25 protein-coding genes and 1 pseudogene are annotated in these 25,979 nt (G+C 37.8%); all 26 read right to left on the bottom strand.

The features are described 5' to 3' along the window. Positions 1-9: 9 nt before the first annotated feature. Positions 10-810 (bottom strand): phosphatidate cytidylyltransferase, encoded by an 801-nt coding sequence (locus tag JTI58_RS14585; RefSeq protein ID WP_205441981.1) that lies wholly within the window; start codon positions 808-810, stop codon positions 10-12. Beyond that, positions 807-1,601 (bottom strand): undecaprenyl pyrophosphate synthase, encoded by a 795-nt coding sequence (locus tag JTI58_RS14580; protein ID WP_205441980.1) that lies wholly within the window; start codon positions 1,599-1,601, stop codon positions 807-809. Before JTI58_RS14580 ends, JTI58_RS14585 begins: the two co-directional genes overlap by 4 nt. 311 nt (positions 1,602-1,912) lie before the next feature. After that, the gene (gene frr / locus JTI58_RS14575; RefSeq protein WP_205441979.1) at positions 1,913-2,470 is read right to left on the bottom strand and encodes a ribosome recycling factor; all 558 of its coding nucleotides are present in this window, start codon (positions 2,468-2,470) and stop codon (positions 1,913-1,915) included. Next, complete coding sequence (gene pyrH / locus JTI58_RS14570) at positions 2,470-3,195, bottom strand: UMP kinase (RefSeq protein ID WP_205441977.1); 726 nt, start codon at positions 3,193-3,195, stop codon at positions 2,470-2,472. Before pyrH ends, frr begins: the two co-directional genes overlap by 1 nt. Before the next feature lie 216 nt (positions 3,196-3,411). Further along, positions 3,412-4,299, bottom strand: a complete 888-nt coding sequence (gene tsf, locus JTI58_RS14565; protein ID WP_016994555.1) for a translation elongation factor Ts — start codon at positions 4,297-4,299, stop codon at positions 3,412-3,414. Between the two features lie 101 nt (positions 4,300-4,400). Beyond that, complete coding sequence (gene rpsB, locus JTI58_RS14560) at positions 4,401-5,120, bottom strand: 30S ribosomal protein S2 (protein WP_008180715.1); 720 nt, start codon at positions 5,118-5,120, stop codon at positions 4,401-4,403. Between the two features lie 156 nt (positions 5,121-5,276). Next, a complete protein-coding gene (locus tag JTI58_RS14555) occupies positions 5,277-5,855 on the bottom strand; it encodes a hypothetical protein (protein WP_205441976.1) in 579 nt (192 codons plus the stop codon). 9 nt (positions 5,856-5,864) lie between these two features. Then, a complete protein-coding gene (locus JTI58_RS14550; protein WP_205441975.1) occupies positions 5,865-6,167 on the bottom strand; it encodes an RNA polymerase subunit sigma in 303 nt (100 codons plus the stop codon). A gap of 23 nt (positions 6,168-6,190) precedes the next feature. Continuing rightward, positions 6,191-6,961: a FliA/WhiG family RNA polymerase sigma factor gene (locus JTI58_RS14545; RefSeq protein WP_205441974.1), complete on the bottom strand. Its 771-nt coding sequence runs from the start codon at positions 6,959-6,961 to the stop codon at positions 6,191-6,193. Positions 6,962-7,278: 317 nt separating this feature from the next. Continuing rightward, a pseudogene (locus tag JTI58_RS14540) lies at positions 7,279-8,069 on the bottom strand (sodium:solute symporter family protein); the annotation flags it as partial. Between the two features lie 69 nt (positions 8,070-8,138). After that, positions 8,139-9,374 (bottom strand): amidohydrolase, encoded by a 1,236-nt coding sequence (locus JTI58_RS14530; RefSeq protein WP_205441971.1) that lies wholly within the window; start codon positions 9,372-9,374, stop codon positions 8,139-8,141. A gap of 131 nt (positions 9,375-9,505) precedes the next feature. Then, complete coding sequence (locus tag JTI58_RS14525; protein ID WP_205441970.1) at positions 9,506-10,726, bottom strand: amidohydrolase; 1,221 nt, start codon at positions 10,724-10,726, stop codon at positions 9,506-9,508. 28 nt (positions 10,727-10,754) lie between these two features. Continuing rightward, positions 10,755-11,978 (bottom strand): amidohydrolase, encoded by a 1,224-nt coding sequence (locus JTI58_RS14520; protein ID WP_205441969.1) that lies wholly within the window; start codon positions 11,976-11,978, stop codon positions 10,755-10,757. Between the two features lie 22 nt (positions 11,979-12,000). Then, the gene (locus JTI58_RS14515) at positions 12,001-12,402 is read right to left on the bottom strand and encodes a nucleoside deaminase (RefSeq protein ID WP_205441968.1); all 402 of its coding nucleotides are present in this window, start codon (positions 12,400-12,402) and stop codon (positions 12,001-12,003) included. A 47-nt stretch (positions 12,403-12,449) separates the two neighbouring features. Continuing rightward, on the bottom strand, positions 12,450-13,859 hold the full coding sequence (locus tag JTI58_RS14510) for a YfcC family protein (RefSeq protein WP_205441967.1): 1,410 nt from the start codon (positions 13,857-13,859) through the stop codon (positions 12,450-12,452). A gap of 181 nt (positions 13,860-14,040) precedes the next feature. Beyond that, positions 14,041-15,267 (bottom strand): amidohydrolase, encoded by a 1,227-nt coding sequence (locus JTI58_RS14505; protein ID WP_205441966.1) that lies wholly within the window; start codon positions 15,265-15,267, stop codon positions 14,041-14,043. 267 nt (positions 15,268-15,534) lie between these two features. Further along, complete coding sequence (locus JTI58_RS14500) at positions 15,535-15,906, bottom strand: hypothetical protein (protein ID WP_205441965.1); 372 nt, start codon at positions 15,904-15,906, stop codon at positions 15,535-15,537. Continuing rightward, on the bottom strand, positions 15,906-16,412 hold the full coding sequence (locus JTI58_RS14495; RefSeq protein WP_393949184.1) for a chemotaxis protein CheD: 507 nt from the start codon (positions 16,410-16,412) through the stop codon (positions 15,906-15,908). The genes JTI58_RS14500 and JTI58_RS14495 overlap by 1 nt, the downstream gene beginning before the upstream one ends. Next, positions 16,412-17,044 carry a chemotaxis protein CheC gene (locus tag JTI58_RS14490; RefSeq protein WP_205441964.1) on the bottom strand — a complete coding sequence of 211 codons (633 nt, stop codon included), beginning with the start codon at positions 17,042-17,044 and terminating at the stop codon, positions 16,412-16,414. The genes JTI58_RS14495 and JTI58_RS14490 overlap by 1 nt, the downstream gene beginning before the upstream one ends. Before the next feature lie 9 nt (positions 17,045-17,053). Then, positions 17,054-17,500, bottom strand: a complete 447-nt coding sequence (locus tag JTI58_RS14485) for a chemotaxis protein CheW (protein WP_205441962.1) — start codon at positions 17,498-17,500, stop codon at positions 17,054-17,056. Between the two features lie 27 nt (positions 17,501-17,527). Continuing rightward, positions 17,528-19,600 (bottom strand): chemotaxis protein CheA, encoded by a 2,073-nt coding sequence (locus tag JTI58_RS14480; RefSeq protein WP_205441961.1) that lies wholly within the window; start codon positions 19,598-19,600, stop codon positions 17,528-17,530. Between the two features lie 15 nt (positions 19,601-19,615). After that, entirely contained in the window at positions 19,616-20,770 is a 1,155-nt protein-coding gene (locus JTI58_RS14475; protein WP_205441960.1) for a protein-glutamate methylesterase/protein-glutamine glutaminase, read from the bottom strand. Further along, complete coding sequence (locus tag JTI58_RS14470; RefSeq protein ID WP_205441959.1) at positions 20,771-21,646, bottom strand: MinD/ParA family protein; 876 nt, start codon at positions 21,644-21,646, stop codon at positions 20,771-20,773. Next, a complete protein-coding gene (gene flhF, locus JTI58_RS14465; protein ID WP_205441958.1) occupies positions 21,643-22,836 on the bottom strand; it encodes a flagellar biosynthesis GTPase FlhF in 1,194 nt (397 codons plus the stop codon). Before flhF ends, JTI58_RS14470 begins: the two co-directional genes overlap by 4 nt. Beyond that, positions 22,836-24,866: a flagellar biosynthesis protein FlhA gene (flhA, locus tag JTI58_RS14460; protein WP_205441957.1), complete on the bottom strand. Its 2,031-nt coding sequence runs from the start codon at positions 24,864-24,866 to the stop codon at positions 22,836-22,838. The genes flhF and flhA overlap by 1 nt, the downstream gene beginning before the upstream one ends. A gap of 23 nt (positions 24,867-24,889) precedes the next feature. Continuing rightward, the gene (gene flhB, locus JTI58_RS14455) at positions 24,890-25,978 is read right to left on the bottom strand and encodes a flagellar biosynthesis protein FlhB (RefSeq protein WP_205441956.1); all 1,089 of its coding nucleotides are present in this window, start codon (positions 25,976-25,978) and stop codon (positions 24,890-24,892) included. Between the last annotated feature and the right edge of the window lies 1 nt (position 25,979).

Here is a 25,979-nt window from a genome sequence, read left to right as displayed (position 1 = left end):
GTATACAGATTAATTACCAAATAAATGTAGAAAATGAAGTAGTGGCACGACAAATAATAGACTATCAAAGCGATCTAAAATCCCGCCATGCCCTGGTAAAATATTGCCCGAATCTTTTACATCAAAATGACGTTTAATAGCGGACTCTACCAAATCGCCCATTTGACCAATGATTGAGGCAAAAATCGTTACAAAAACAAGTGATATATAACCATTTGCGAATGGGTAAATGAGTTGCATACCAACTGCAAAAATGACAGCAATGACAATTCCACCTATAAAACCCTCAATCGTTTTCTTTGGTGAGATTTCTGGCCATAACTTATTTTTCCCTAATTTTCTGCCTACAAAATAAGCACCGGAATCTGTTGTCCAAACCACCAATAAGCAATAAACAACATACTCTAATCCAACATTTCTTGTTTCAATTAAATAATGGAATCCTAATCCCACATAAAATGCACCTAATAAAATAAAACCAACTTCATCAAAAGTTATTTTATTTTTCACTAAAACCACGTAAATAAGAAGTAGCATCATGAGACCATAGACTACCATTAGATTAGACGAGTAGCCTATTAATTCTACAACCTGTTCACTCCAGTCCTTCGGGATAACAAGTAAAATTAACGTGACCAGCCCTAAGAAGCCAGGCACAGAAAAAATGGAAATACCTTTCATTTTTAATATTTCATAAAAACCGACAATAGCCATTGCAAGCACAAGTATGGTAAACGGTACTTTGCCATAAATAACGAACGGAATAAAAAGTGCTGCTGCGATTATTGCCGTGATAATACGTTGTTTCAAGTTGTTTCTTCTCCCTTCAACCCACCGTAACGGCGATTACGTTTCTGATAGTTTTCCACCGCTTCCAGTAAGGTTTCCTCACTAAAATCTGGCCACAATGTATCTGTAAACCAAAATTCTGTATAGGCGAGCTGCCATAGCATAAAGTTACTTAATCGCACTTCACCACTTGTACGAATTAAAAGATCTGGCTCAGGTAAATGGGCCGTCATTAAATGAGATGTTAAGCAATCTTCTGTTATGTCTTGCATCGTTAATTGACCGTCCTGCACTTTCTGAAGCATCCTCTTCATGGCATTGACCATTTCAGAACGACTACCATAATTCAACGCAAAATTTAAAATAAGCCCTGTATTATGCTTCGTTTCTTCCATTGCCTCATACAACGCTTTTTGTGTATGGGCAGGTAATAAAGAGGGGTCACCAATCATTTCGACACGTACATTACGCTCCATCATTTCTGGTAAAAAAGAACCTAGAAATTCAACAGGTAGCCGCATCAGAAAATCAACCTCAGGTTTTGGTCGCTTCCAATTTTCAGTGGAAAATGCATAGACAGTTAAGACTTTAATACCTAAGTCTGACGCAAATCTCGTTACCTTACGTACCGTCTTCATTCCTTCATGATGACCAGCAACACGTGGCATAGCTCGTTTCTTCGCCCAACGTCCATTTCCGTCCATAATAATCGCTACATGGGCAGGAATCGGCTCGCTTTTAGTTAGGGCCACACGCTCCTCCAATGATAGTGTATCCATATTTATTTGTTTACCTAATAGCTTTTTAAACATGCTAACTCCCCCACTACAACTAATCGGACGTATACTAACCTATCATAACAAACAAAAGCGCCTTTTGTCTTTTTTTTCCCTCTAAATTGACTATGTATGTACTAGCTTGTTTTAGAACTATACACATATTAAAGAATGAGTTTGTTAAAAAATCGATGATTGTATCATTAATGACCTTTTCACATTTCATAAATGCTCTCTACATGAGTAAGCAATTTGACTATGAATAATAAAGAGAAAAGACGTCCTGTTAAGTATAGGACGCCTTCATCTCATCAAAAAGTTCCATCATAGACGTGTAAAAGTATAGTTTACACCTCTAAAATTTCTTTTTCTTTATCTTTCGCTACTTGATCTACTTTCACAATGAATTCATCTGTTAATTTTTGGATATCTTCACCAAAGCCACGTAGATCGTCTTCTGTGATTTCGCCAGCTTTTTCAAGTTTTTTCAAATCATCATTTGCATCACGACGAACATTACGTACAGCAATTTTTGCGTCTTCCGCTTCTTTTTTCACTTGTTTTACTAGATCCTTACGACGCTCTTCCGTTAGAGCTGGAATCATTAGACGAATGACAGAACCATCATTTGTTGGTGTGATACCAATATCTGATTTCATAATTGCTTTTTCAATATCACCTAAAATTGATTTATCGTAAGGTGTAATTACTAATAAACGCGCTTCAGGTACAGAAATACCCCCAAGTTGGTTAATTGGTGTTGGGGCTCCATAGTAATCAACCGAAATACGATCTAATAGAGATGCATTCGCACGACCTGCACGAATAGAAGCTAGTTCACGTGAGAAAGCAGCGATTGTTTTGTTCATTTTTTCTTTTGCTTGTTCTAATACTTGTTTAGCCATTATACATTCCTCCTAACAACTGTTCCGATTTTCTCGCCTTGTACAGCACGTTTAATGTTACCCGGCTCCGTAATTGAAAAAACAATTAGCGGGATATCGTTATCCATACATAAAGTAGAAGCCGTTGAATCCATTACTTGTAAGCCTTGTTGGATAACGTCTAAGTATGTGAGTGTATCATATTTAATGGCTGTCTCATCCAATTTAGGATCTGCTGAATAAACGCCATCAACATTGTTTTTAGCCATTAAAATTGCATCAGCGTCAATTTCTGCTGCTCGTAATGCGGCAGTCGTATCAGTAGAGAAGAACGGATTACCTGTCCCTGCTGCAAAGATAACGACACGCTTTTTCTCAAGATGTCTAACTGCTTTACGACGAATGTATGGCTCCGCTACTTGAGTCATCACAATAGAAGATTGAACACGTGTTTCAATGCCTAATTTTTCAAGTGCATCTTGTAAAGCTAGGGAGTTCATTACGGTTGCCAGCATGCCCATATAGTCCGCAGCTGCACGATCCATTCCCATTTCACTACCTATTTTCCCACGCCATATATTACCGCCACCTACAACAACAGCAACTTCTACATCAAGATCTACTACTTCTTTCACTTCTTCTGCAACAGACTTGATTATTTTTGGTGATAAACCGAAGCCCGCTTCTCCAGCTAACGCTTCACCACTTAGTTTAATAACTACTCGTTTATATTGCGGTACACTCATTGTAAACCTCCGTAAGACTTTATTTAAAACATCCCTATTCCCTTTTCCATTATAGTATATCTAACAATAATTGCTAGTTGTGAATAAGGCAGAATAGAAAATTATCTTCAATTTTTCATTCACTTCGGAAAAATAGGGAACACGCTATGTTGTGTTCCCCATTTTTTTGTCTAGATAATCTAGATATTATTTGATTAGAATCAAATGCAAGCTAAATTAGTTACCTTTAACTTGGCTCATTACTTCTTCTGCAAAGTTATCTTCACGTTTTTCGATACCTTCACCAACAGCGTAACGTACAAAGCCGTTTACAGAACCACCAGTTGAAGCTACAAAATCACGTACTTTTTGATCTGAGTTTTTAACGAAAGTTTGATCAAGTAAGCAAACATCTTCGAAATATTTACCAAGACGACCTTCAACCATTTTTGCAACGATGTTTTCTGGTTTACCTTCGTTAAGAGCTTGTTCAGTTAATACTTTACGCTCACGTTCAACTTCTTCAGCAGAAACTTCATCACGAGAAACATAAGTTGGGTTGATTGCTGCAATGTGCATAGCAACATCTTTAGCAGCTGCTGCATCAGTAGAACCTTCTAAAGTTACTAATACACCAATACGGCCACCCATGTGTAAGTAAGAACCGAATGCATCTGCATCAGATTTTGTTTTAATTTCGAAACGACGAAGTGTAATTTTTTCACCAATTGTTGCAATAGCAGTAGAGATTTGATCTACAATTTTCACGCCTTCAGCATTTGCAAGCTCTAAAGCAGCTTCAACTGATGCAGGTTTAGCAGCAAGTAATTGCTCTGCTAAAGATGCAACTAATACTTGGAATTTGTCGTTTTTCGCAACAAAGTCAGTTTCAGCGTTTACTTCAAGGATGATTGCTTCGTTACCTTGTTCTAAAATGTAAGTTGTACCTTCCGCAGCGATACGGTCAGCTTTTTTAGCAGCTGAAGAAAGACCTTTTTCGCGTAGGAAGTCGATAGCTGCTTCTAAGTCGCCATCTGTTTGTACTAACGCTTTTTTACAATCCATCATACCAGCGCCAGTTTTTTCACGTAATTCTTTTACTAATTGTGCAGTAATGTTTGCCATTTAGTGTTTCCTCCTCAAATTGGTTGAACATAATTTAATGATAGGTTCTAAAAAAGGTGATAAGGGTTCTGAGCCACTTATCACCTTTTTGTAAACGTGAATTACTCAGCAGCAACTTCTACAGCTGGAGCTTCTTCTTCACCTTGTTTTGACTCGATTAAAGCGTCAGCCATTTTAGCAGTTAAAAGTTTAACAGCGCGAATAGCATCATCATTAGCAGGGATTACGTAGTCGATTTCATCTGGATCACAGTTCGTATCAACAATACCTACTAGAGGGATGTTTAATTTACGAGCTTCTGCAACCGCAATACGTTCTTTACGTGGGTCAACCACGAACATTACGTCTGGAAGATCGTGCATATCACGGATACCGCCTAAGAATTTGATTAGACGTTCGTGTTCTTTTTTAAGTTGGATTACTTCTTTTTTAGGAAGAACTTCGAAAGTTCCTTCTTCTTCCATTTTTTCGATTTGTTTCATACGTGCAACACGTTTTTGAATTGTACCGAAGTTTGTAAGAGTACCACCTAACCAACGTTGGTTGATGTAGTAGTTGCCTGAACGTTCAGCTTCATCTTTGATCGCTTCTTGTGCTTGTTTTTTCGTACCAACGAAAAGAACTTTACCACCGTCTTGACCAACTTGACGCATGAAGTCATAAGCTTCCTCTAATTTTTTAACAGTTTTTTGTAAGTCGATGATGTAGATCCCGTTACGTTCAACGAAGATATATTTCTTCATTTTTGGGTTCCAACGACGAGTTTGGTGACCGAAATGTACACCAGCTTCAAGTAATTGTTTCATAGAAATTACTGACATGTGAATTTCCTCCTAATATGTTTGGTTTTTATCCTCCGCATTTATCATCTGCAACAAGCTACCCTAAGCTTAGAGCACCACTTACTACATCAAAATGCGTGTGTATTAATAACACCATTTGCAACTATACCATAGCTTTGAACCATTCGCAACAATTTAGTGATGGAATTTCAGTAAAAGCTCGATTTCTGTTTTGCCCTTTTGCAGTTGTTTCGCTATTTCCTCTGGTGATTTTCCCTGCTTTGCTAATTCTAGAACCTGCTGTTCCACTGTCAGCAATTTTTCTGGTTCTTTTTGCTCCTCCACTTTTAGAGGTGGGGCTGATTGCACCATTTTTGAACCTGTTTGTTGCTGACGTGAATAAGCATTTGCGACAATATTTTTAGGTACATAGATACGAGCATCTTTATCTAAGGCTAGAGAACTATCACTTTTTACCTCATGTACTACTGGTAAAGGCGACTGCTCCTGAGTTGCCACATATTGCTCGGTTTGCTGCATGCTACTAGCCGCTATTTCAGACTGTGAGACATTTTGTAACTCTTTAATAAGACGGTCATTTTCATCTTTCATTTCAGCTAAATACACACTAATGGTGTCGTCCATTTCCCTCATTAATCGTTCTTGCTTCTTTTCCAAATCTTTAAACTTTGCTAACTTTGTGTTTAAAATGATAAGAAAGTAAAATGAAATGAGCTGTAAAAAGAATAGCACCGCTATTAGAATGGTTGTCATTGTAAACTCCTATCCACTAAAATCCACGAAATTCCCTTTAAACGGATGTTGTGCCTGTTTTTCTTGTTGATCCTTTTTTTTCTTTTTATGAATACCTGTTAAATATTCACCGCCTGCATCTTCATCCTCACTAATTTCATCCATACCTTCAGATGTATTGACAATTTTTTGTTGACGCTCAACTTCTTTTTTTAATGCTTCATTTGCATGTGCTTGTTGGGCTAATACTTGTTGCTGTGCCTGATCTGCCATTTTTCCTGCTTCAAATGTTTTTGGAATAGCAATCTGTAACTCAACACCTTTTAAACTCATTGGAATCTCTCCCTCAAGGATATTTACGCATTAATCATTTCACTCGATAATAGCTTTCGTAGCTTTAATAGCGCTTTTGAATGAATTTGTGAAATGCGTGATGTTGATAGTTCAAGCATTTCACCAATTTCAGTCAAAGTTAATTCCTCTGTGTAAAATAAACTTAGTACAAGCTGTTCTTTTTCATTGAGTTTCTGAATATTTTCAGCTAAATCATCTAATAACTCTGATTTAATGATAGCTTGCTCAGGTGTTTTTGTTGTATCATCTCGGATGACAAATGACTTGCCATCTGTTTCTTCTTGATCTTGTTGTTCATTAATAGAAAGAACATTGGAAAAAAAATGCTCCTGCACCGTCTGATAAACATCTTCAACAGGTAACTTCATATGCTCCGCAAGTTCCTCAGGTGTTACATGACGCATATATTTTTGCTCTAGCTGTTCAATTTGAGCATCTAATTTTTTGGCTTTTTCGCGTGCTGACCGCGGTAACCAGTCTTCTTTTCGTAAACCATCTATGATGGCTCCTCTTACTCTAAACGAAGCATATGTATCAAATTTTAAATCTCTGTTAATGTCAAATTTATTTAGTGCATCAAAAAGCCCTACCATCCCTAAACTCGTTAAATCGTCACGTGATACGCTTTTTGGCAAACCTGCACCAATACGTTGGACATGATAAGATACTAAAGAAATGTATTTTTTTATAAGTAAATCACCAGCATCTGGATCACGCTCATGTATCCAGCGATTCCATAGTTTTTGCTCATCGTTCAGAATTGGTTGTGTCATGAAATCCACCTCTCTAAAAAACGCTTTTTCACGCCCTTTTGCCAACGACTACTTGCGCTCTTAAAATTTATCATTTAACAGGATTTCTCGGTTATTTAAAAAAATCCACATTTAAGCTAATCTAGACGTGAGCCCTGAATAGTTAAAAGCCCGATAAGCAGTTGCCATCTTTCCTATATTATAACAAGAATCGACTATAATTTCATTTGTTTCTCTTAGTCTCTAATATATTCCTTTGTTTTTTAAAGACATAGAAAAACTGTACCCTCATTGTGTAATGACACTTGGATACAGTTTTGTATGATAAAGCTTATAGTTTATAAAGCTACTGGATTCTTTTTATATGATTTTTGAGTAGCCCTACTGACGAGCAACATAACCATAACATTGAGCAAAAGAGCGATGAACCCTACATTGACATCTTTCATCCAATGTGGAAGCAACGGAAACGAAGTGGCAATGGTCATTTTTGACAGCGTAATATAGGCTACGGTTGCTTCACCCATTATGATACCTGCAAAGGCCCCTTGCCTTGTCACAAAATTATTTTTCATCAGACTAAACATCAGAGACGGAAACAGTTGTGTCACCATACTTGCCCCCATTAATAATAATGCAACAATTGTTCCACTTTGAAATGTGAAGAACAGTGCGATTAATGCAACGAAAGGTACTAAAAACTTGGCTAACTGAACAATTTGTTTTTCTGTAGCAGTTGGTACAAATACACCATAAACATTTTTTGCTAGTAATGTAGCGACAGACAGTAACAGCATTGAGCCTGGAACTAATGCTGGTAGTACGCCAGCAGCTCCAATGACACCATGACCCATGGATCGAAAGCCATTTTAGATAAACGTAATAGCGATAAGTCAACTTCATCACCTTGCAAAGTCGAAATTTGAAGAATCGCAGCAAATCCAACAAAAAATACAAAGAGCAATATCAATTGATATAATGGCATAATAATTGTATTTTTGCGGAATGCTTTTTCACTTTTACCTGCATATATCGCACCCAATGCATGTGGGTACATATAAAACCCAAGCGAGGTTAGTAATACTGTAGAAATAAACCATGTCGGACTTAACCCTTCACTAGGTATGGAATGATGCTAATAGTTTGATAAGTTTCAAAGTATGTTCTCCTTTCAAATTTACAATCGACAATGATTGTCCTACTCACCTGCATTCAGTTCACCTGCAACTACGTTTCCCTTATACATAACAGCGGGGCGTCTAGATCTTCTAGCTATTGCTTCAGCTGAACAACTTGCTTCTACAAATACCATGCTTGCTTCATCACCAATGTTTGGCCAGATTCGTTTCCCCATCTGATCTAAAGGTGTTTTACCATTCGTAATAAAGCCTAGTGTTTGAGCTAATGATTGCTCGTCAATCCAGTTAAATCGCTCTGCCATACGGCTTGCTCGGTCAAGAATATCGCCATTTCCAAAAGGAGACCAAGAATCAAAAATATTATCACACCCTATAGCAATGGGCACTCCCTTTTTTCTCAATAAATCAATTGGAGGTATAGGGCCATGAATAGGCACACTCGTAATAAGCGATATATTCGATGCTACTAGCATGTCAGCTACATCTTCTGCCTCAGCTAAAGAAACCTCCCCTAACCCGTAGGCATGGCTAATGGTTACTCTTCCCTGCCAGCCTGCATCTTCTGTAAGTGCTGCTAAACGTCTCATCGTAAAAATTCCAAGATGACTTGGATCGTGTAAATGTAGATCAATACCAACATTTGCTTCCACAGCAATATCCATCATTTGCTGTAAAGATGCCTCAATATCACCATCTATAACAGCAGGGTCGACTCCACCTACCAAATTAGCCCCTTCACGTAAAGCTGCTCTCACTAAATCTTTTGAGTTTGTACGTAGTAAACCATGCTGTGGAAAGGCTACAATCTCATGTGATAATCTTCCATCAAATGTTGTCAATGCTTGCTGTACAGCTTCTAAATAATGAAGTCCTGCTTCAGGATAAATATCAACATGGGTACGAATATGCGTTGATCCAGCATTTACTAATACTTGTAAAAGCGCCTCTGCTCTTTCTTTAGTTGTTGTTGCTAAAGTAGGCAGCAAATTTTTTTCAAAGTTGCAGCGCTCGATTCGGTTGGCTACTTGACGACAGGATCTCCAAGAGTCTCCAATCAATGTTTTATCTAAATGACAATGTTTTTCTATAAATGAGGGAAGAATTAATAAGTTTCTTGCATCTTTTTTAGGTAATTGATCGCTTAATGGTGTACTAGCAGCAACAATAGCTGTAATAAAGCCATTATCTATTAAAATATGAACCTTTTCCGTGATGGTCTCAATGGCTACATTATTCTCATAGTGAAAACCACTTTCTAATAACGCATTTGTAATCCAAAATGTCGAGCCCTGCATAATCCGCTTCACCTTTCCTCTATCAATTATTAAAATATCGAGAAAATTAAATTCAAAAAAATTATCAATTTAGATAGGGATGGTTTCTAATAGAAGCTAATAATACCATCCCTTATCAATAAGCTTTTGCTTTAAATCGAACTATAGACAAAGTTTCCATTGAATAGAGTTGCCTTGCGTTGAGATCTTCGAGCAATCGTTTCAGCAGAGCAAGAAGCCTCCACGAACACCATATTTGCACTATCTCCCACTTTTGGCCATGTTTGCTCACCCGCTTGATTGAGTGGGGTTTTTCCCCCTGTAATAAATTGAAGAGTTTGGGCTAATGAGCGTTCATCCCCCCAACCTGAGCTTTTTGCCAAACGACCAGCTCGTTCTAATAAATCTCCGTTACCAAATGGGGACCAAACATCAAAGATATTGTCACACCCAATTGCAACGGGTACTCCTTTACTGTGTAATAAACCAACAGGTGGGTACTTTCTACGTAGGGGTACACTCGTCACAATCGTAATTCCTGCATCACATAAGATGTCCGCCATTTCTTCTGCCTCAGCGTGTGAAACATCTCCAAGCCCAAAGGCATGGCTAATGGCTACTTTGCCTTGTAAACCAGCTTCTTTTGTTAATTGGGCTAATCTCTTCATGGTGAAAGTACCCAATTGGTCTGGGTCATGCAAATGCAAGTCAATTCCTGCGTTTCCTTCAACAGCGAGTTCCACCATTTGTTGTAGGGAAGCCTCAATATCACCATCCACTGTAGCTGGATCGACACCTCCGACAAATCCTGCCCCACAACGTAAAGCTTCCCTTATTAAATTGGTTGCCTTTGTTCGTAATAGACCATGTTGCGGAAAGGCAACGATTTCATAAGACAACTTCCCTTCAAAAGTTTGTAAAGCTTTTTGAACCTCCTCTAAATTTTTCAAACCTACCTCAGGATATAAATCCACATGCGTACGTACATGTGTAACGCCTAACTGCACATAACGACTAAGTAATTCCTCAGCGCGTTGCTGTGTAGTTGTATGCAAGGCTGGAAGTACCTCTTTTTCAATTTCACAACGTTCGAAAATATTGTTCACAGGTGTAACTGCCCGCCATTGGTCACTCAAGAGAGTTTTATCCAAATGACAATGTTTTTCTATAAAAGAAGGCAATGCTAATAGCTGTTTCATATCTTTTTTTGGGTAATCATCATTTAATAGGCTATTAGCAGAAACTATTTCTGCAATTTTTCCACCTTTAATGAATAGATGAAAACAAGCCGTATTCGTTTTGGTAATCGTGTCGTTTTCAAAATGATAATCCGTTTCAAGACGTACATTTGTTAACCAAAAAGTAGAGTTCATTTCAGATTTATCCTTTCCTCTTCAATAATTAAAGCTCGCCCGCAACTATTTTTCCTTTAAAGAGCACTGCCACTCTTCTTGCTCTCCTTGCTACTGCTTCTGCTGAACAAGTTGCTTCAACAAACACGACATTCGCTGCATCTCCAATATTCGGCCAAAGGAGCTGTCCTTCATTGCTTAAAGGTGTTACGCCTCCAGTAATATACTTTAGACTTTGACTAAGTGAACGTTCATCACTTAAACCAAAGCGTTCAGCTAGCGTACCCACTTTTTCTAAGCTGTCACCTATACCAAACGGTGACCAGTGATCCGTAATACTATCATCACCTAAAGAGATTTGAACACCTTTTTGATCTAATAGAGGAATAGGAATGGTATGATCCAATGGAACAGACGAGGTAATGTCAATACCATGATGTGCTAGTAACGCTGCAACTTCACTTGCTTCATTAGTAGAAACATCAGCAAGGGCCATCGCATGACTAATTGTCACTCGACCTTGCCAACCCGCCTCCTCTGTTAATGCGGCTAATCGTTTAAAGGTAAAAATACCAAGATGGCCAGGATCATGGATATGCAAATCAACATTTGCATTAGCTTCCACCGCTAATTCCATCACCGTTTGTAAAGATTTTTCAATATTTTCATCGATCGTTGCTGGGTCTACACCACCTACTAGAGACGCTCCACTTCGCAAAGCTTCCCTTACTAAAGAAATGGAATCACTACGTAATAGCCCATGTTGCGGGAAAGCAACAATCTCTAAAGCAACTTTATCTTTGTAAGCCTCTTTAGCTCTTAAGACTGCTTCTAAATTTTTCAACCCAATAAACGGATCAATATTACAATGCGTACGAACATGTGTTGAACCCGCATGTAACAGCAAATCAAGTATATTTTTTGCTCTTTCCTCTGCAACAGGCAATAAGCTAGGCAGTAGAATCTCTTCCTCTTTTAATCTTGTGATTAGACCTTCTGTTGGAATCGAAGGAGCCTTCCATGGTCCACCAAAATAGGTTTTATCAATATGAATATGCATATCTCTAAAAGAAGGGAGCATTAAATAACTATGTGCATCTCGCTTAGGTAAATCTGTTTCTAAAGGCTGATCTACACTTATAATTTGTGTTATTTTACCATTTTCGACTTGTATATTAAAAAGAGCCGTTTTTGTTTCTATAACGGCCCCATTATCGTAATGATAACCCGTTTCTAATCGTACATTTGTTAGCCAATACGCTGTTGGTATCATTAATTGAACCTCCCGAATTTTATTAAAGATTAATAGCTAGATGAACCATCTGAATGGCCCTCTCTTGATGGGGTAAAGATAGTTGATGGTAGACATAATTTTGACTAGGATTACTAGCATTAAAATAATAAACTGTAGAAATTTTAGAATAATAAATGGCACTCAAACACATAGGACATGGTTCTGTGCTTGCATACATTTCGCAACCTTCTAAATTGGTCGTTTTCAGTGCATGACAAGCTTGACGGATTGCTTGAATCTCTGCATGATTCGTCAAATCATTGGTGATTGCAACCTCATTTACACCAGAGCCAATCATCTGTCCATTTTTCACCACAATTGCACCAAAAGGAGCACCATGTTTTGTTCTTTCATTTTCCTTAGCTAAGTCAAGTGCTTGTTTCATAAAGTCATGTGATTTCATATCGTTTCCCTCCTAGAAATAGCAAATTTCTATTACCTTGTCATACATTAAAACGGGCCGTAATTGATAAAATGTGCGACGATGACTGCAGTCAAACCGATGAGAATGTGAATGGCAACCAGTGGCCAAATCCATTTCAACCAACGCACCCATGGGATACCAGCTAATGCAAGTGCTGCCATAAGTGGGCCATTTGTTGGGAAGATGATATTGCCAATGGCGTCCCCCATTGAAAAGCTAAGTACAGCTGTCTGACGTGTCACCCCTACAAGATCAGCAAGTGGTGCCATAATAGGCATCGTTAATGCTGCTTGACCACTTCCTGAAGGAACAAAAAAGTGAAGAATAAACTGTAAAAAATACATTCCTACAGCACTCAATACAGGTGGGAAATGATGAATTAAGGATGATGCATGAAATAATAATGTATCAATGACATGACCATCAGTTAACACGACAACAATTGCTCTCGCAACACCGATGATTAATGCCCCTGACAAAATACCACCTGCACCCTGCATAAATGCATTCACTGCTTTGTTTGCAGAAATTTTCCCTGCAAAAGCAATGACGATAGCTAGCAACGTAAAAATACCAGCAATTTCTGTAATATACCAACTGAACTTAATCACACCGAAAATAAGCACAACAAAATTTAGTAAGAAACAACCGAGGACAATCTTATGTGTAGTATTAAGTTGAACATTGGCTGTATCGTCTAATTTGTCGTACTTGCCAATTGGGAAAAATCCTTTTGAAGGATCACGTTTTATTTTTAAAGCATAGCGCTGAATATACCAAACAGAAACCAAATACGTAATAACAAACAACACAATACGATAGCCAATCCCTGAAAATGGCGGTAATTGAGCAATCCCCTGTGCAATCCCTACAGTAAATGGATTTAACACGGCTGTCATAAAACCAACAGATGCCCCAACCAATACAATAGCTGCCCCTGTAATAGCATCAAATCCAAGTGCGATGGCAATAGGCACCAAAATCCCAATATAGGCCAATGTTTCTTCAGCCATCCCTATTAGTGTTCCTGCTAAGGCAAAAAACAGCATAATAATTGGAATCAACCATTTTTCTTTTTTGGCGAACTTTCTCGAAGCTGTGGCAATTAACGCTTCAACTGCTCCAGTTGCTGATAATACCCCCAATGTTCCACCAATAATCAGTACAAAGAAAATAATAGGTGCTGAATCTACCATTCCTGTATGAATAGATGTAATGAGCCCCATCAAACTAATTGGTGAAGATTCAATCGTCTGATACGTATCAGGCACTACTACATTTCTGCCATCCACATCTGACCGGGTATATTCACCAGTTGGTACAATGTAAGTAATAATAGCGGCAATCACTAGCATTGATAAAATAAGTACAAAAACATTTATTTCTCTTTTTTTCTTTTTTTTGTTTTGAAGATCATTTGACTGAACTGTAGTCATAACTCCACTTTCTCCCCTTTGCAGCTAAACTTTCTCTTAGTTGAAAAAATCTATCAAAATGTACAACCACGATAAATCTGGTTTTTCCTAATGAATAGATTTTATTAAGATTAATTAATAGAATAAACAGTGATCGCAATTTCATTTGCAGAAAATTTAGTCTTTTTAAGTGATAACACGTTTAACCATGTATCGTTCCTGCAACAAGCTTTCCTTGAAAAAAAACAGCTATTCGTTTTACACGTCGAGCGATTGCTTCTGCTACACAGCCAGCTTCCACTAATACCATATTGGCCTCACTACCTTGAATGGGCCACATTCTATTGCCTTCCTTGTCTAATAATGTGATACCATTCGTGATATAACCAAGTGATTGATCTAAAGAATATTCATCTAACAAGTGGAATCTATTTGTTAAGCGGCCAACGCGCTCAAGCAAATCTCCATTACCAAATGGTCTCCAAGCATCGTAAATATTGTCACTTCCCACTGCAACTCGTACCCCTTTTTCCTTCAGCAGTGGAACAGGTGGCAAGGTAACATTATGTTGTAAAGCTGTCGTTATGGAAATACTTGCTTCCACTAAGAGGTCTGCCATTTCTTCAGCTTCAGTTAATGGAATTTGTCCTAATGCAAAAGCATGACTAATATTTACACGTCCTTGCCAGCCAGCATCCATTGTAAGTGCTGCTAACCGTTTCATTGTATAAATACCTAAGTAGTCACTATCATGTAGATGAAGATCTATTTCCGCATTTGCTTCAACAGCTAGATCCATCATTTGGAATAAGGACTCTTCAATATTGCCATCGACCGATGCAGGATCAACACCACCGACAATGCCTGCCCCAAGACACAATGCATCTCGAACCATGCTCTTAGCCTTCTTTCTGACTAAACCGTGCTGTGGAAAAGCAACTACCTCATAGGAAAGCCTCCCAGAAAAATGAGTCAATGCTTGCATAACTTCTACAATATTTTCAAGTCCTACTTCAGGGTAAATATCTACATGTGTTCGAACATGAGTAGACCCATTCTGTAGTAGTTTATCTAATAAAACTATTGCCCTTTCTTCAGTAGTCATTGTCAATGCTATTAATCTATTATGTTCGAGCTTGCATTGATCAATAATGGATTCTTCCTGTTTTACAGCAACCCAAGGTCCACCTAGAAATGTTTTATCGAGATGAACATGTTTTTCAATAAAACTCGGCATGAGTAATTTCATTTTTCCGTCAATTTTTTCGATATTGCTGTCTACTGGTTGATCTGCTGATAAGATATTCACTATGATCCCTTCTTTAATATGAAGGTGACAAAGCTCGGTTGTCGTACCTACAATGACACCTCTGTCCTTTTCATAGCTTTTTTCAAGAAGCACATTCATTAACCAATACTCTTGCTGCATCACCATTCCTCCATATGTGACTTGTTTTTAGCTGTTTTTCACCCTATTCTTTTGATTGACTTCCAGGACAAGGCATTTGTTATGATAAACTACATTTTTTATATAATTTGCGGTTTTCTGATTAAAGGCTTTTCCTTTGTACAAATATGCTAACATGAAGAGTGTATATATGAATAATATAAAAAAAATTAATTTTACTTAAGTTTTTCATATACTATAAACTTCAAAGCCAAATAAAAAAAGAGTCGCTATTCACGACTCTCTCTTTTACGCATTCACTCGTTGGTCTTCTTCTCGATTCATCATCGTTCGTACGACTTGTGCAATTTCCTCAGAATTCTCATCTTGAAATTCAACCGTGGAATTAGCTGTTGGCGCTTCTTGTGTTACGCCTTCTGTTGAATCAAGTTCCTTTTCATCTAAATCATCTTCAACTGCTTCCTCATCTACCTCTGGTGTAAACAAGATGTAAGCAATTAAAAAACGTACAATAAACATTACAAAAAATACGATGATTGCTACAATAAATGAGCCAATCAGGATTCGCAGGGGCGTATATGATTCTTGAAATGTACTAAAAAAATAAATAGAAAAGGCAATTAATGCTCCCCATAGGTTGTAAAATATAGAACCAAACATTAGATTTCGCTCACTCCCTGGTTAACTGTTCGAATATGTAATATCGACGTTGCAGGATTAAATTCAATCGTTCTACCACTATTTCCACCCGTATCCTCGGCCACTAAAGGGATTCCATGTCTCTTTAATTCATTTTTGACAGCTTCTACATTGCGGGGACCGATACGCATTGTATCTTTGTCAGAAGTAAATTGAAACATCTGCGCACCCCCTGCAATTTTTGCTTTGAGTTTAAATTTTTGAACGCCTTCTAACTTTAATAAATCAACCATTGCAGCAATACCTGAATCTGCAAATTTTGCGACATTGATTGACTCAGCTCTTCCTAAGCTTGAATCTGGTAACATCACATGGATTAAACCAGCAATTTTTTTTGACTCATCATACAAAATAACACCAACACATGAACCAAGACCCGAAGTTCGAATCGTGTTAGGTAGCTTTACTACATCCATTTGTGCAATTCCCACTTTAATCACTTGTCCACTACTATTGCTTAACATCATCATGAAACCCCTAATGCTTTAAAAATCGCATCAAATGAGTCAGGATCTGGTAGTAGGAAGAAATGGCCTCTCACCGTTTCAAGGTCTTCCACACCTTCTTCAAAAATGGATGTATTTATAACAATAACATTATCACTGACATGAGATAATTCTATTAAACCAATACTTATTATAGCTCCAAACATATCAACACTTAGACCTGGCACAGTCGGGTAAATTTTCAAGTTAGTAAAATCTGATAGGGCAGATAAATAGGAGCCCGATAAAATATTTCCCATTTCTTGCATAGCTGATAAACCTAACTCTGAAACAGGTCGTTTTTCAAAGTCAAATGAGTCATCGAAAATGAGTCGACGTATAAAGCGGTTTGCTTGTTCGATAGGTAAAATAAAGAACATACTCCCCTCTGCATCACCTTCAATACGAAGGTAAATGCCAACAACGACGTTTTCTGATCCGCCAGCCAACTCCATCATATCGTTAAAGGACACCATTTCTACCTTTGGAACACGCATATCTATTTTTTTCCCAAGTAAATTGGAAAGTGCTGTCGCGGCATGCGCAGCACCAATGTTTCCAATTTCCTTTAATACATCTAAATGTAGCGATGTTATTTTTTGATTAAATGTCATTATCGATCCCTACTTTAGTGGATTTAATACTTTTTCTAAATGTAATAAGATTAATAATCGCTTTTCTACTTTAGCAACGCCTGAAATAAATTCTTCTTCAAGTGAGCCAACAACTTCTGGTTGCGGTTCAATAGCACTTGCAGGAATATCAATAACGTCGTTAGCAGAATCTACTACAAAGCCTACTTCCATATCTTCTAATGAAATAATGATAATACGTGTTGTTTCTTCATGTTCAGAGATTGGTAATTCAAAACGTTCACGTAAATCAACAATCGGCGTGACAACACCTCGTAGATTGATTACACCTTTTACATAATTCGCTGTTTTCGGTACACGTGTGATATGCATTAACTTCTCGATTCCTTGTACATGAGACACAGGAATTGCATATTCTTTATCTGCTAATTGAAAAACAATTACTTTAATACTTTCTTGCTCCACTGCATTTGTCATACTTTACACCTCTCTTATTCATTCACCTTATTTAATTAGTGCGTTGCAATCTACAATTAAGGCTACTTTACCATTACCTAAGATTGTTGCTCCTGAAATGGCAAAGATATTTGTTAAGTAATTTCCTAATGACTTCAAGACAATTTCTTGTTGGCCAATGAATGAATCCACTACTAAACCAGCAAGTTTTTCACCCTTACGGACAATCACTACTGAGTGGAATTCTTCATCTTGCGGCTCTTGACGAGGTACCTCAAAGATTTCTTCTAAGAATACCAATGGCACAACCTTGCCACGGAAGTCGATTACTTTTTGATTATGTGCATTCATAATCTCTGATGAACGGATAATAGATGTTTCAATAATAGAAGATAGTGGAATTGCATAAATTTCCTTTTCAATCTCCACAAGCATAACTGAAATGATCGATAATGTCAGTGGTAATTGAATTGAGAAGATGGATCCAACATCTTGAGTTGATTCAATTGAAATATTGCCACCTAGTGATTCAATCGTTGTTTTTACAACATCTAAACCTACTCCACGACCAGATACATCAGAAATGACATCTGCCGTTGAGAAGCCCGAAGCTAAAATAAGCTCATTAATTTGTTTATCAGACATTGAATAAGACTGTTCTTGCGTAACAATACCTTTTGAAATAGCTTTCGCTAATACTTTTTCTCGATTTATGCCCGCACCATCATCTTCAATTTCAATAAAGACGTAGTTACCGCTATGATACGCACGCAATACAACTGTTCCTTCTTCAGGCTTACCTTTTGCACGACGAGCAGTTGGATTTTCAATGCCATGATCCACAGAGTTACGGATTAAGTGAACAAGCGGATCTCCAATCTCATCGATGACTGTACGATCTAATTCTGTTTCAGCACCAATGATTTCGAGGTTGATTTTCTTATTTAAATCACGCGATAGCTGACGAATCATTTTCGGGAAACGATTGAAAACTGTTTCTACTGGTACCATGCGCATCGTTAAAATAATCGTTTGCAAATCACCCATCACACGACTCATTCGCTCTACTGTTTCATTTAGCTCGCCATGATTTACTTCAGTAGAGATTGATTGCAGTCGGCCACGATCAATGACAAGCTCCTCAAACAAGTTCATTAAAATATCCAGACGTTCTATATTTACACGAATTGTTTTATTACCTACAGGTGCATGATTTTTGTCAGCCTTTGCAGGTGCAGCTTCTTTGACCGGTTTGGCAACAGGCTCAGCTTTAGCAGCAGGTGTAGCAGTAGGTATTGCCTCTACCTCAACCACTGCTGTTGCAGTTGCTGCTACTTCTTGGTGAGCTTCGAATTCTTTTTCACTAAATTTCCTTTGGTCGATTGTTGTCACAATAACTTCATCAACTTCAGAAACTTTCATTAGCTTTTTCTGCATATCCTCTGCTGTTGTTTTTGTGACAAATGCAACATAAAACTGTTGATCAAACTGTTCGTCCTCAAGCTTTTCAACAGTTGGACTTGATTTAATGACATCCCCATCTTTTTCTAAAATCTCAAACACCATAAATACACGTGCTGCCTTTAGAAGGCAATCCTCGCGTAATGTTACTGAAATTTCAAAAGCATTGAAGCCTTGTTCAGCCGATTGTGTAATGACTGTTTGTTCAAATGAATCATATTCTAATACACTTTCAACAACTGGTGCAGCAACTGTTGCTACCACCTCTAGTAGGGCTTCCTCACCTAATTCTATGCGCTTCAGCTGCGCAACAGTTGAAGAAACATCACGCTTACCATCTCCGCCGTTGGCAATATCCATTACCATTTCTTCTAAATGATCAACAGATTCAAATACGACATCTAAAATTTCAGGTGTTACATGAATCTTCTCATTACGGATAGCATCTAAAACATTCTCCATTTTGTGTGTTAAATCTGCTAAATCTTCAAAGCCCATTGTGGCAGACATACCTTTTAATGTATGTGCAGAGCGGAATATTTCCCCAACAATTGCCAAATCATCTGGATTTTTTTCTAACTCTAATAAGTGTTCACTACATGCTTGTAAATGCTCTTTACTTTCTTCAATAAACATCTCTAAATATTGATTGACTTCCATAAGAGGACACCCCTTTTAAGGCAAATATTTCATTATTGTTTGTGCAATATCATCTACATCTGCAACTTCATCAACAAGTTGCGTTTCTACTGCTGCTTTTGGCATACCATAGACAATGCAAGTTTCTGCTGATTCTGCAATAGCAATGACATTGCCAGTATTTTTCAATGCTTTTAATCCATTAGAGCCATCATGGCCCATACCTGTCATAATCACTGCTACTTTATCAAAATCTTTATATTGACTAACATCTTCGAACATTACATCTACAGAAGGTCGATGGCCAGATCTTGGTGCTTCTTGATTATCAAGAACTATGCCAAAAGTCGTCCCTACTTTTCTAAGCTTTAAATGATAGCCACCTGGTGCAATATAAGCCACTCCATTTTGCAAAATATCGCCCTGTTCAGCCTCTTTTACAGAAATTTCACTTAGCTGATCAAGTCGAGTCGCAAGCGATTTAGTAAATCCAGCAGGCATATGCTGAACAATTAATATAGGAGCTTGAATAGACTTAGGAATTTTAGTAACAACCTCCTGAAGTGCTCGAGGTCCTCCTGTTGATGTGCCAATTAGCACAATCTTCTTTCCTACTTTACTCCATTCTACCATTGGTTTTGTTGCGACTACCTTAGTAGAAACAACATTTGTAGATGTATTTGGTCGTCCATGCTGTTGTGGTTCCTTTATTACGGTACTCACCCTTGTCACTTTTTCTTGTTGTCTTTTACTACCAGAAGGTTTTTTCAATTTGGAAATTGGCACCATTGCAGCTTGTTCCACTTTGTGCACAAGTTCATTTTGAATTTTATGTAAATCAAGGGAGATGGTCCCGCTAGGCTTGGCGACAAAATCGACTGCACCGCCTTCAATTGCTGCAATTGCATTTTCTGTCCCACGTTGAGTGGTACTTGAGAGCATTACTACAGGAACCGGACATTGTATCATAATTTCTTTTAAAGCGTCGAGCCCATTCATTTCAGGCATCTCAATATCCATTGTCACAACGTTTGGCTTCAACGATTGTATCTTTTTGATCGCATCTTTTCCATTTCGAGCTGTTCCAACTACTTCCACCTTCGAGTTGCCAACAAAAAAGTCACTAATTAGCTTTCTCATAAAAGCAGAATCATCCACAACTAAAAGCTTGCTTTTATGTAAAAAGTCCAATTAATCACGCCCTTTCGAGAAAATACTTCTAAGTTTCGTTAAAAATTTTTTCGCAGTTTGATCATGCGCGTGTATTTCCTCTGCACGCTGCTCCATAAAACGAACTACTATAAGTTGTAATGTTTTTGATATTAATGCGTCTGGATAAGCAAGTGAGAATGGTACTTGCTCGCGCACTGCCTTACGCACAATAGGGTCTTCAGGTAATGAACCTAGAATGATTGTTTCTTTGTCTAAAAAACGTTTCATTGTTAACTTTAAACGTTCATTCGTTTCTATTCCTTCTTCTTTACTGAAAGCACGGTTACAAAGAATATAAAACTGCTTATCTGGATCTCGAACATGAATATACTTCATCATGGAGTACGCATCTGTAATAGAAGTAGGCTCCGCTGTTGAAATGACGATAATTTCATCAATGGATGTGAGTAAATCTAACGACCAATTTGTCGCACCAGCCCCCATATCAAATAAAATATAATCATAGTTTTTTTGAAGCTCTTCAAATGCTTGTATAAGTCGTTCAAACATACTATGTGACCAATCAAGCACACTTGTCATACCTGACCCACCTGAAATATACCTTAAATCGTAAGGCCCTTCAAATATTACCTCATCTAGTAACTTATTTCCTTCTAAGTAATCTTTTAAACTATAAGAAGCATTTTTCCCAATTAGAATATTGATATTCCCCATCCCAATATCCATATCTACAATGACAACTCTTTTCCCCTTTTGGGCCAAAGTCATGGCAAAATTCATAGTGAAGTTACTTTTACCTACTCCACCTTTGCCACTTACAACTGCAATTGCTCTACCTAGTTCGCCTTGCCGTCTCATCATTTTTAAGCGTAATGCTTCAGCTTGGTCTCTCATTTTTCTTCACCTTGAAAAAACAAATTAAGCACTGCTTCTAAATCAGCTTCTTCAATATCTTCTGGTACTTCTTGACCATTCGTATAGTAAGCAAGTCCTTTATTATATTTAATCATTAAATTGATCATTGTGCCAATAGAATTTGTTTCATCAATTTTTGTAAAAATGAATTTTTCAATTGGTAATTGTTTGAATTGATCAACAATATTCTCCATATCCCTTTCTTTCGTTGTCATTGCAAGGACTAAATAAGATTCTGCATGATCATCGAATTTTATGAGACGTTGGAGATCATCAACATATTTGACTTCTTTATAATTACGACCAGCTGTATCAATAAAAACCAAATCTAAATGTGATAATCTTCGGATTGCTTGTTCAAAATCTGTTGCATTGTAAGCAATTTCAACAGGAGCTTGTAAAAGACCAGCATATGTTTTGAGCTGCTCTATTGCCGCAATCCGATAAGTATCTGTCGTAATAAAGCCAATCTTTTTCTTCTTTTCTAACACAGCTCTAGCAGCCATTTTGGCAATGGTTGTGGTCTTGCCAACACCTGTTGGTCCTAATATATTTATATATTTTCTTTCGTAGGACAATCCTCCAACTGGAAGTACTTCTAGCTTCTTACGGAGTAAATTTTTTGTTATTAATTTACACTGCGAGAAATTTATTTCTGACGCTTCTTTGAAATGCATAAAAAGCTCATCACCTATCGTTGTGATGAGCTCTTCACTTAGCTCTTGCTGTCTTAAGTATTCAATGAAGGGTAAGAGTTCATCGGGATATTGAGCTTGGGTAGTCTTTTTATGCATCGATTGCATTAATGATTTTAAATCAGCAATTTCTTTTCTCAATTCTTCTGAAATGCTAGTGTCCTCATGTACTGCTACATCATGGGGTGGTTCCTGATGTATTTTTGCTTGAATAGCATTTGTAATCTCTTGTAACCTTGCATTTTCTTTTTTTACTACAGGTAGTACAGCAGGTGTTGGTACAGAAGCCACTTGACGTGGCTCTATTGCATCAATACCTGCAACTACTTCAAAACTTTTCTTTTTTATCATGCCAAAAAATTTCTTTGTGATGACTACTTTTGAATTTAAAATGACTGCGTCCTCACCTAATTCTGCTCGGACTTGCTTCATCGCCTCTGGTATGGATGATGCATAATACTTTTTCATTTTCATTAAACATTCACCACCCCAACACTTTGAATTTCAACTGAAGCATCCAGTTCATTATAGGATAGAACCGGAATTTGCGGGAAATAACGCTCCGTTAGTTGTCGTAAATACATCCGAACTGCTGGAGAGCATAAAATAATAGCTGATTGCTCCATAAAGGAAACACGCTCTACTTCAGCTGCAATAGTTTCTAATACTGTTTGGGAATCTTGAGGGTCCATAGCTAAATAATTTCCATGATCCGTTTGCTGGATACTATCAGCAATCATTTTTTCTACTTTACCTGAAACCGTAATCACCTTTAATACCGAACTATCCCCAACATACTGCGCTGTAATTTGACGAGCCAATGATTGACGCACATATTCAGTTAAGATATCTGTATCACTCGTTAATTTTGCATAGTCTGCTAGTGTCTCAAAAATAATTGGTAAGTTACGTACAGACACATTTTCTCGAAGAAGCTTACCCAATACCTTTTGGATTTCTCCAGTAGATAAAGGTGTAGGTGTCAATTCTTCTACTAAGATTGGATGTGATTCGCGTAAGTGATCGATTAACTGCTTAGTCTCTTGTCGCCCTAATAACTCATGAGCATTTGCTCGAATAATTTCTGTTAAGTGTGTTGAAACCACACTCGGTGGGTCCACAACTGTGTAACCGTACATTTCAGCATCCTCTTTTACTTGCTCTGTTATCCATTTAGCTGGTAATCCAAATGATGGCTCGACAGTGTCAATACCTTCAATGGAATCATCGTCGCCAGGACTCATCGCTAAATAATGATCTAGTAAAAGTTCGCCTCGTGCCATTTCATTTCCCTTTATTTTAATTCGATATTCATTTGGTTGAAGCTGAATATTGTCACGAATACGTACAACTGGGATAACGATTCCCAACTCTAATGCTAGCTGTCGACGTATCATGATAACACGGTCTAATAAGTCCCCACCTTGAGCGGCATCTACTAAGGGAATTAATCCGTAACCAAATTCGAATTCGATAGGGTCCACATTTAATAAATTCACAACATTCTCTGGGCTCTTCATGCCGTCAGTAGCCACTTCTTCCTCAATTTCCTGTAATTCTTCTTCATCCTCTGGTTTCTTACGCTCCATCATATAAGCTCCCGCAATTAGTGAAAGACCTATTGGCAGTGTTACCCAGTTTGGTATTGGGGTGAACAGCCCTAGTAATACAATGGTACCACCAGCTACATAGAGAAGCTTAGCTTGGGCAAATAATTGTCCTGTAATGTCCTGACCAAGACTTCCTTTAGAAGAAGCACGCGTTACGACAATCCCTGTAGCAGTTGAAATAAGCAACGCAGGAATTTGGGATACAATACCATCCCCTACTGTTAGTTTCGAAAAATGAGTTGCCGCTTCTGCAAAGGGAAGCCCCATTTGTACGACACCAATGATGATACCAAATAATAGGTTGATAATAACCATTACCATGGATGCAATGGCATCTCCCTTTACAAATTTTGTGGCACCATCCATTGCTCCGTAAAAGTCCGCTTCTCCCGCTACTTTTTCACGTCGTTCACGCGCTTCTTTTTCGGAAATAATCCCTGCATTTAAGTCAGCATCAATACTCATTTGTTTACCTGGCATCGCATCCAGTGTGAAACGTGCCGCTACTTCAGCTACTCGTTCCGCACCTTTTGTAATTACAATAAACTGAATTAACACTAAAATTAAGAAGACGACTAAACCAACAAGTATATTTCCGCCAACTACGAAATCTCCAAAGGTTTCAACGACCGAACCTGCATCTCCATTTGCTAAGATTGCACGGGTTGTGGAAACACTTAATCCTAATCGGAACAAGGTTAATAATAAAATCACCGAAGGAAAAATGGAAAAATCCAATGCTTCTTTCATACTCATTGCTGTTAGCAGTACAATTAATCCTAATGTAATATTAATGACAATTAAAAAACTTAACATCCACGGAGGAAGAGGGATGATGAGCATCGCTACGATTAAAATAACCGCACCTAAAACCCCAATATCGCGAACTTTCATTTGTGTCCCTCCTACAAAAAGCCTTAAATTTTTCGCTTAATACGGTAAACATAAGCGAGTATCTCTGCTACTGCTTTGAAAAATTCCTCTGGTACCTGATCGCCTATTTCTACCTGATCATACATGGCACGTGCTAAAGGTCTATTTTCAACCATAATTACATCATGCTCTTTGGCAATCAGTTTAATTTTTTGAGCAATAAAGTCTGTCCCTTTCGCAATAACACGAGGAGCATCCATACTGTCCTCATTATATTTGAGGGCAATTGCATAGTGAGTAGGGTTGGTAATAACTACATCCGCACTCGGAACCTCTGACATCATCCGTCTCATCGCCATTTCACGTTGACGTTGTTTGATTTTTGATTTGATCAGAGGGTCACCCTCACTATTTTTATATTCATCTTTAATATCTTGCTTAGACATTTTAAGATTTTTTTCGTACTCATGTTTTTGATACATCCAGTCTAAAATGGATACACAAAGTAATACTAAAGAAGCCGCTATGCCCATAATGCCAACAAGCTTCCCTACCGTAATGAGCGTCATCCATGGACTTTTAAAAGATAAGGCCAAAACTTCCGGTAAGTTTGACCAAATAATAATTGTTGTGACACTTCCGATAAAACCAATCTTTAAAACAGACTTTAATAACTCCACAATGGCTTTAACAGAAAATATTTTTTTTAGCCCTTTAATAGGGTCCATCTTTTTCAAATCAAACTTCATTGGCTCTAACGTAAAGAGAAAGCCAAACTGCAAAAAATTACCTGCAAGTGCTCCGACAAATGCAATTGCCATAATTGGCACAATGATAAAAGCCATTTGAATCAATGTTTCTGTAAATAAGCGCATCACACTATCAATAGTCAGTGCTTCGATGCGTATGTTATGAATAAAGGTTTGCCTGAAAAAGGATAGTAGCTCGTCGCGCAAAGAGCCTGCAAAGAAAAATAAAAAGATAAATACCATTAACATCACAATGGCACTAGAGATATCTTGACTCTTGACAACTTGCCCCTTTTTTCGAGCATCCTGTCGTTTCTTAGGGGTTGCCTTTTCTGTTTTTTCACCCGCAAAAAATTGTAGTTCTAAATTCAGTAGTAGTCTCATA

This window comes from Lysinibacillus fusiformis (genome assembly GCF_016925635.1).
GTDB lineage: Bacteria > Bacillota > Bacilli > Bacillales_A > Planococcaceae > Lysinibacillus > Lysinibacillus fusiformis_F.
The sequence above is the reverse complement of the archived record's forward strand: the minus strand, read 5'-3'. Positions and strand labels throughout refer to the sequence as shown.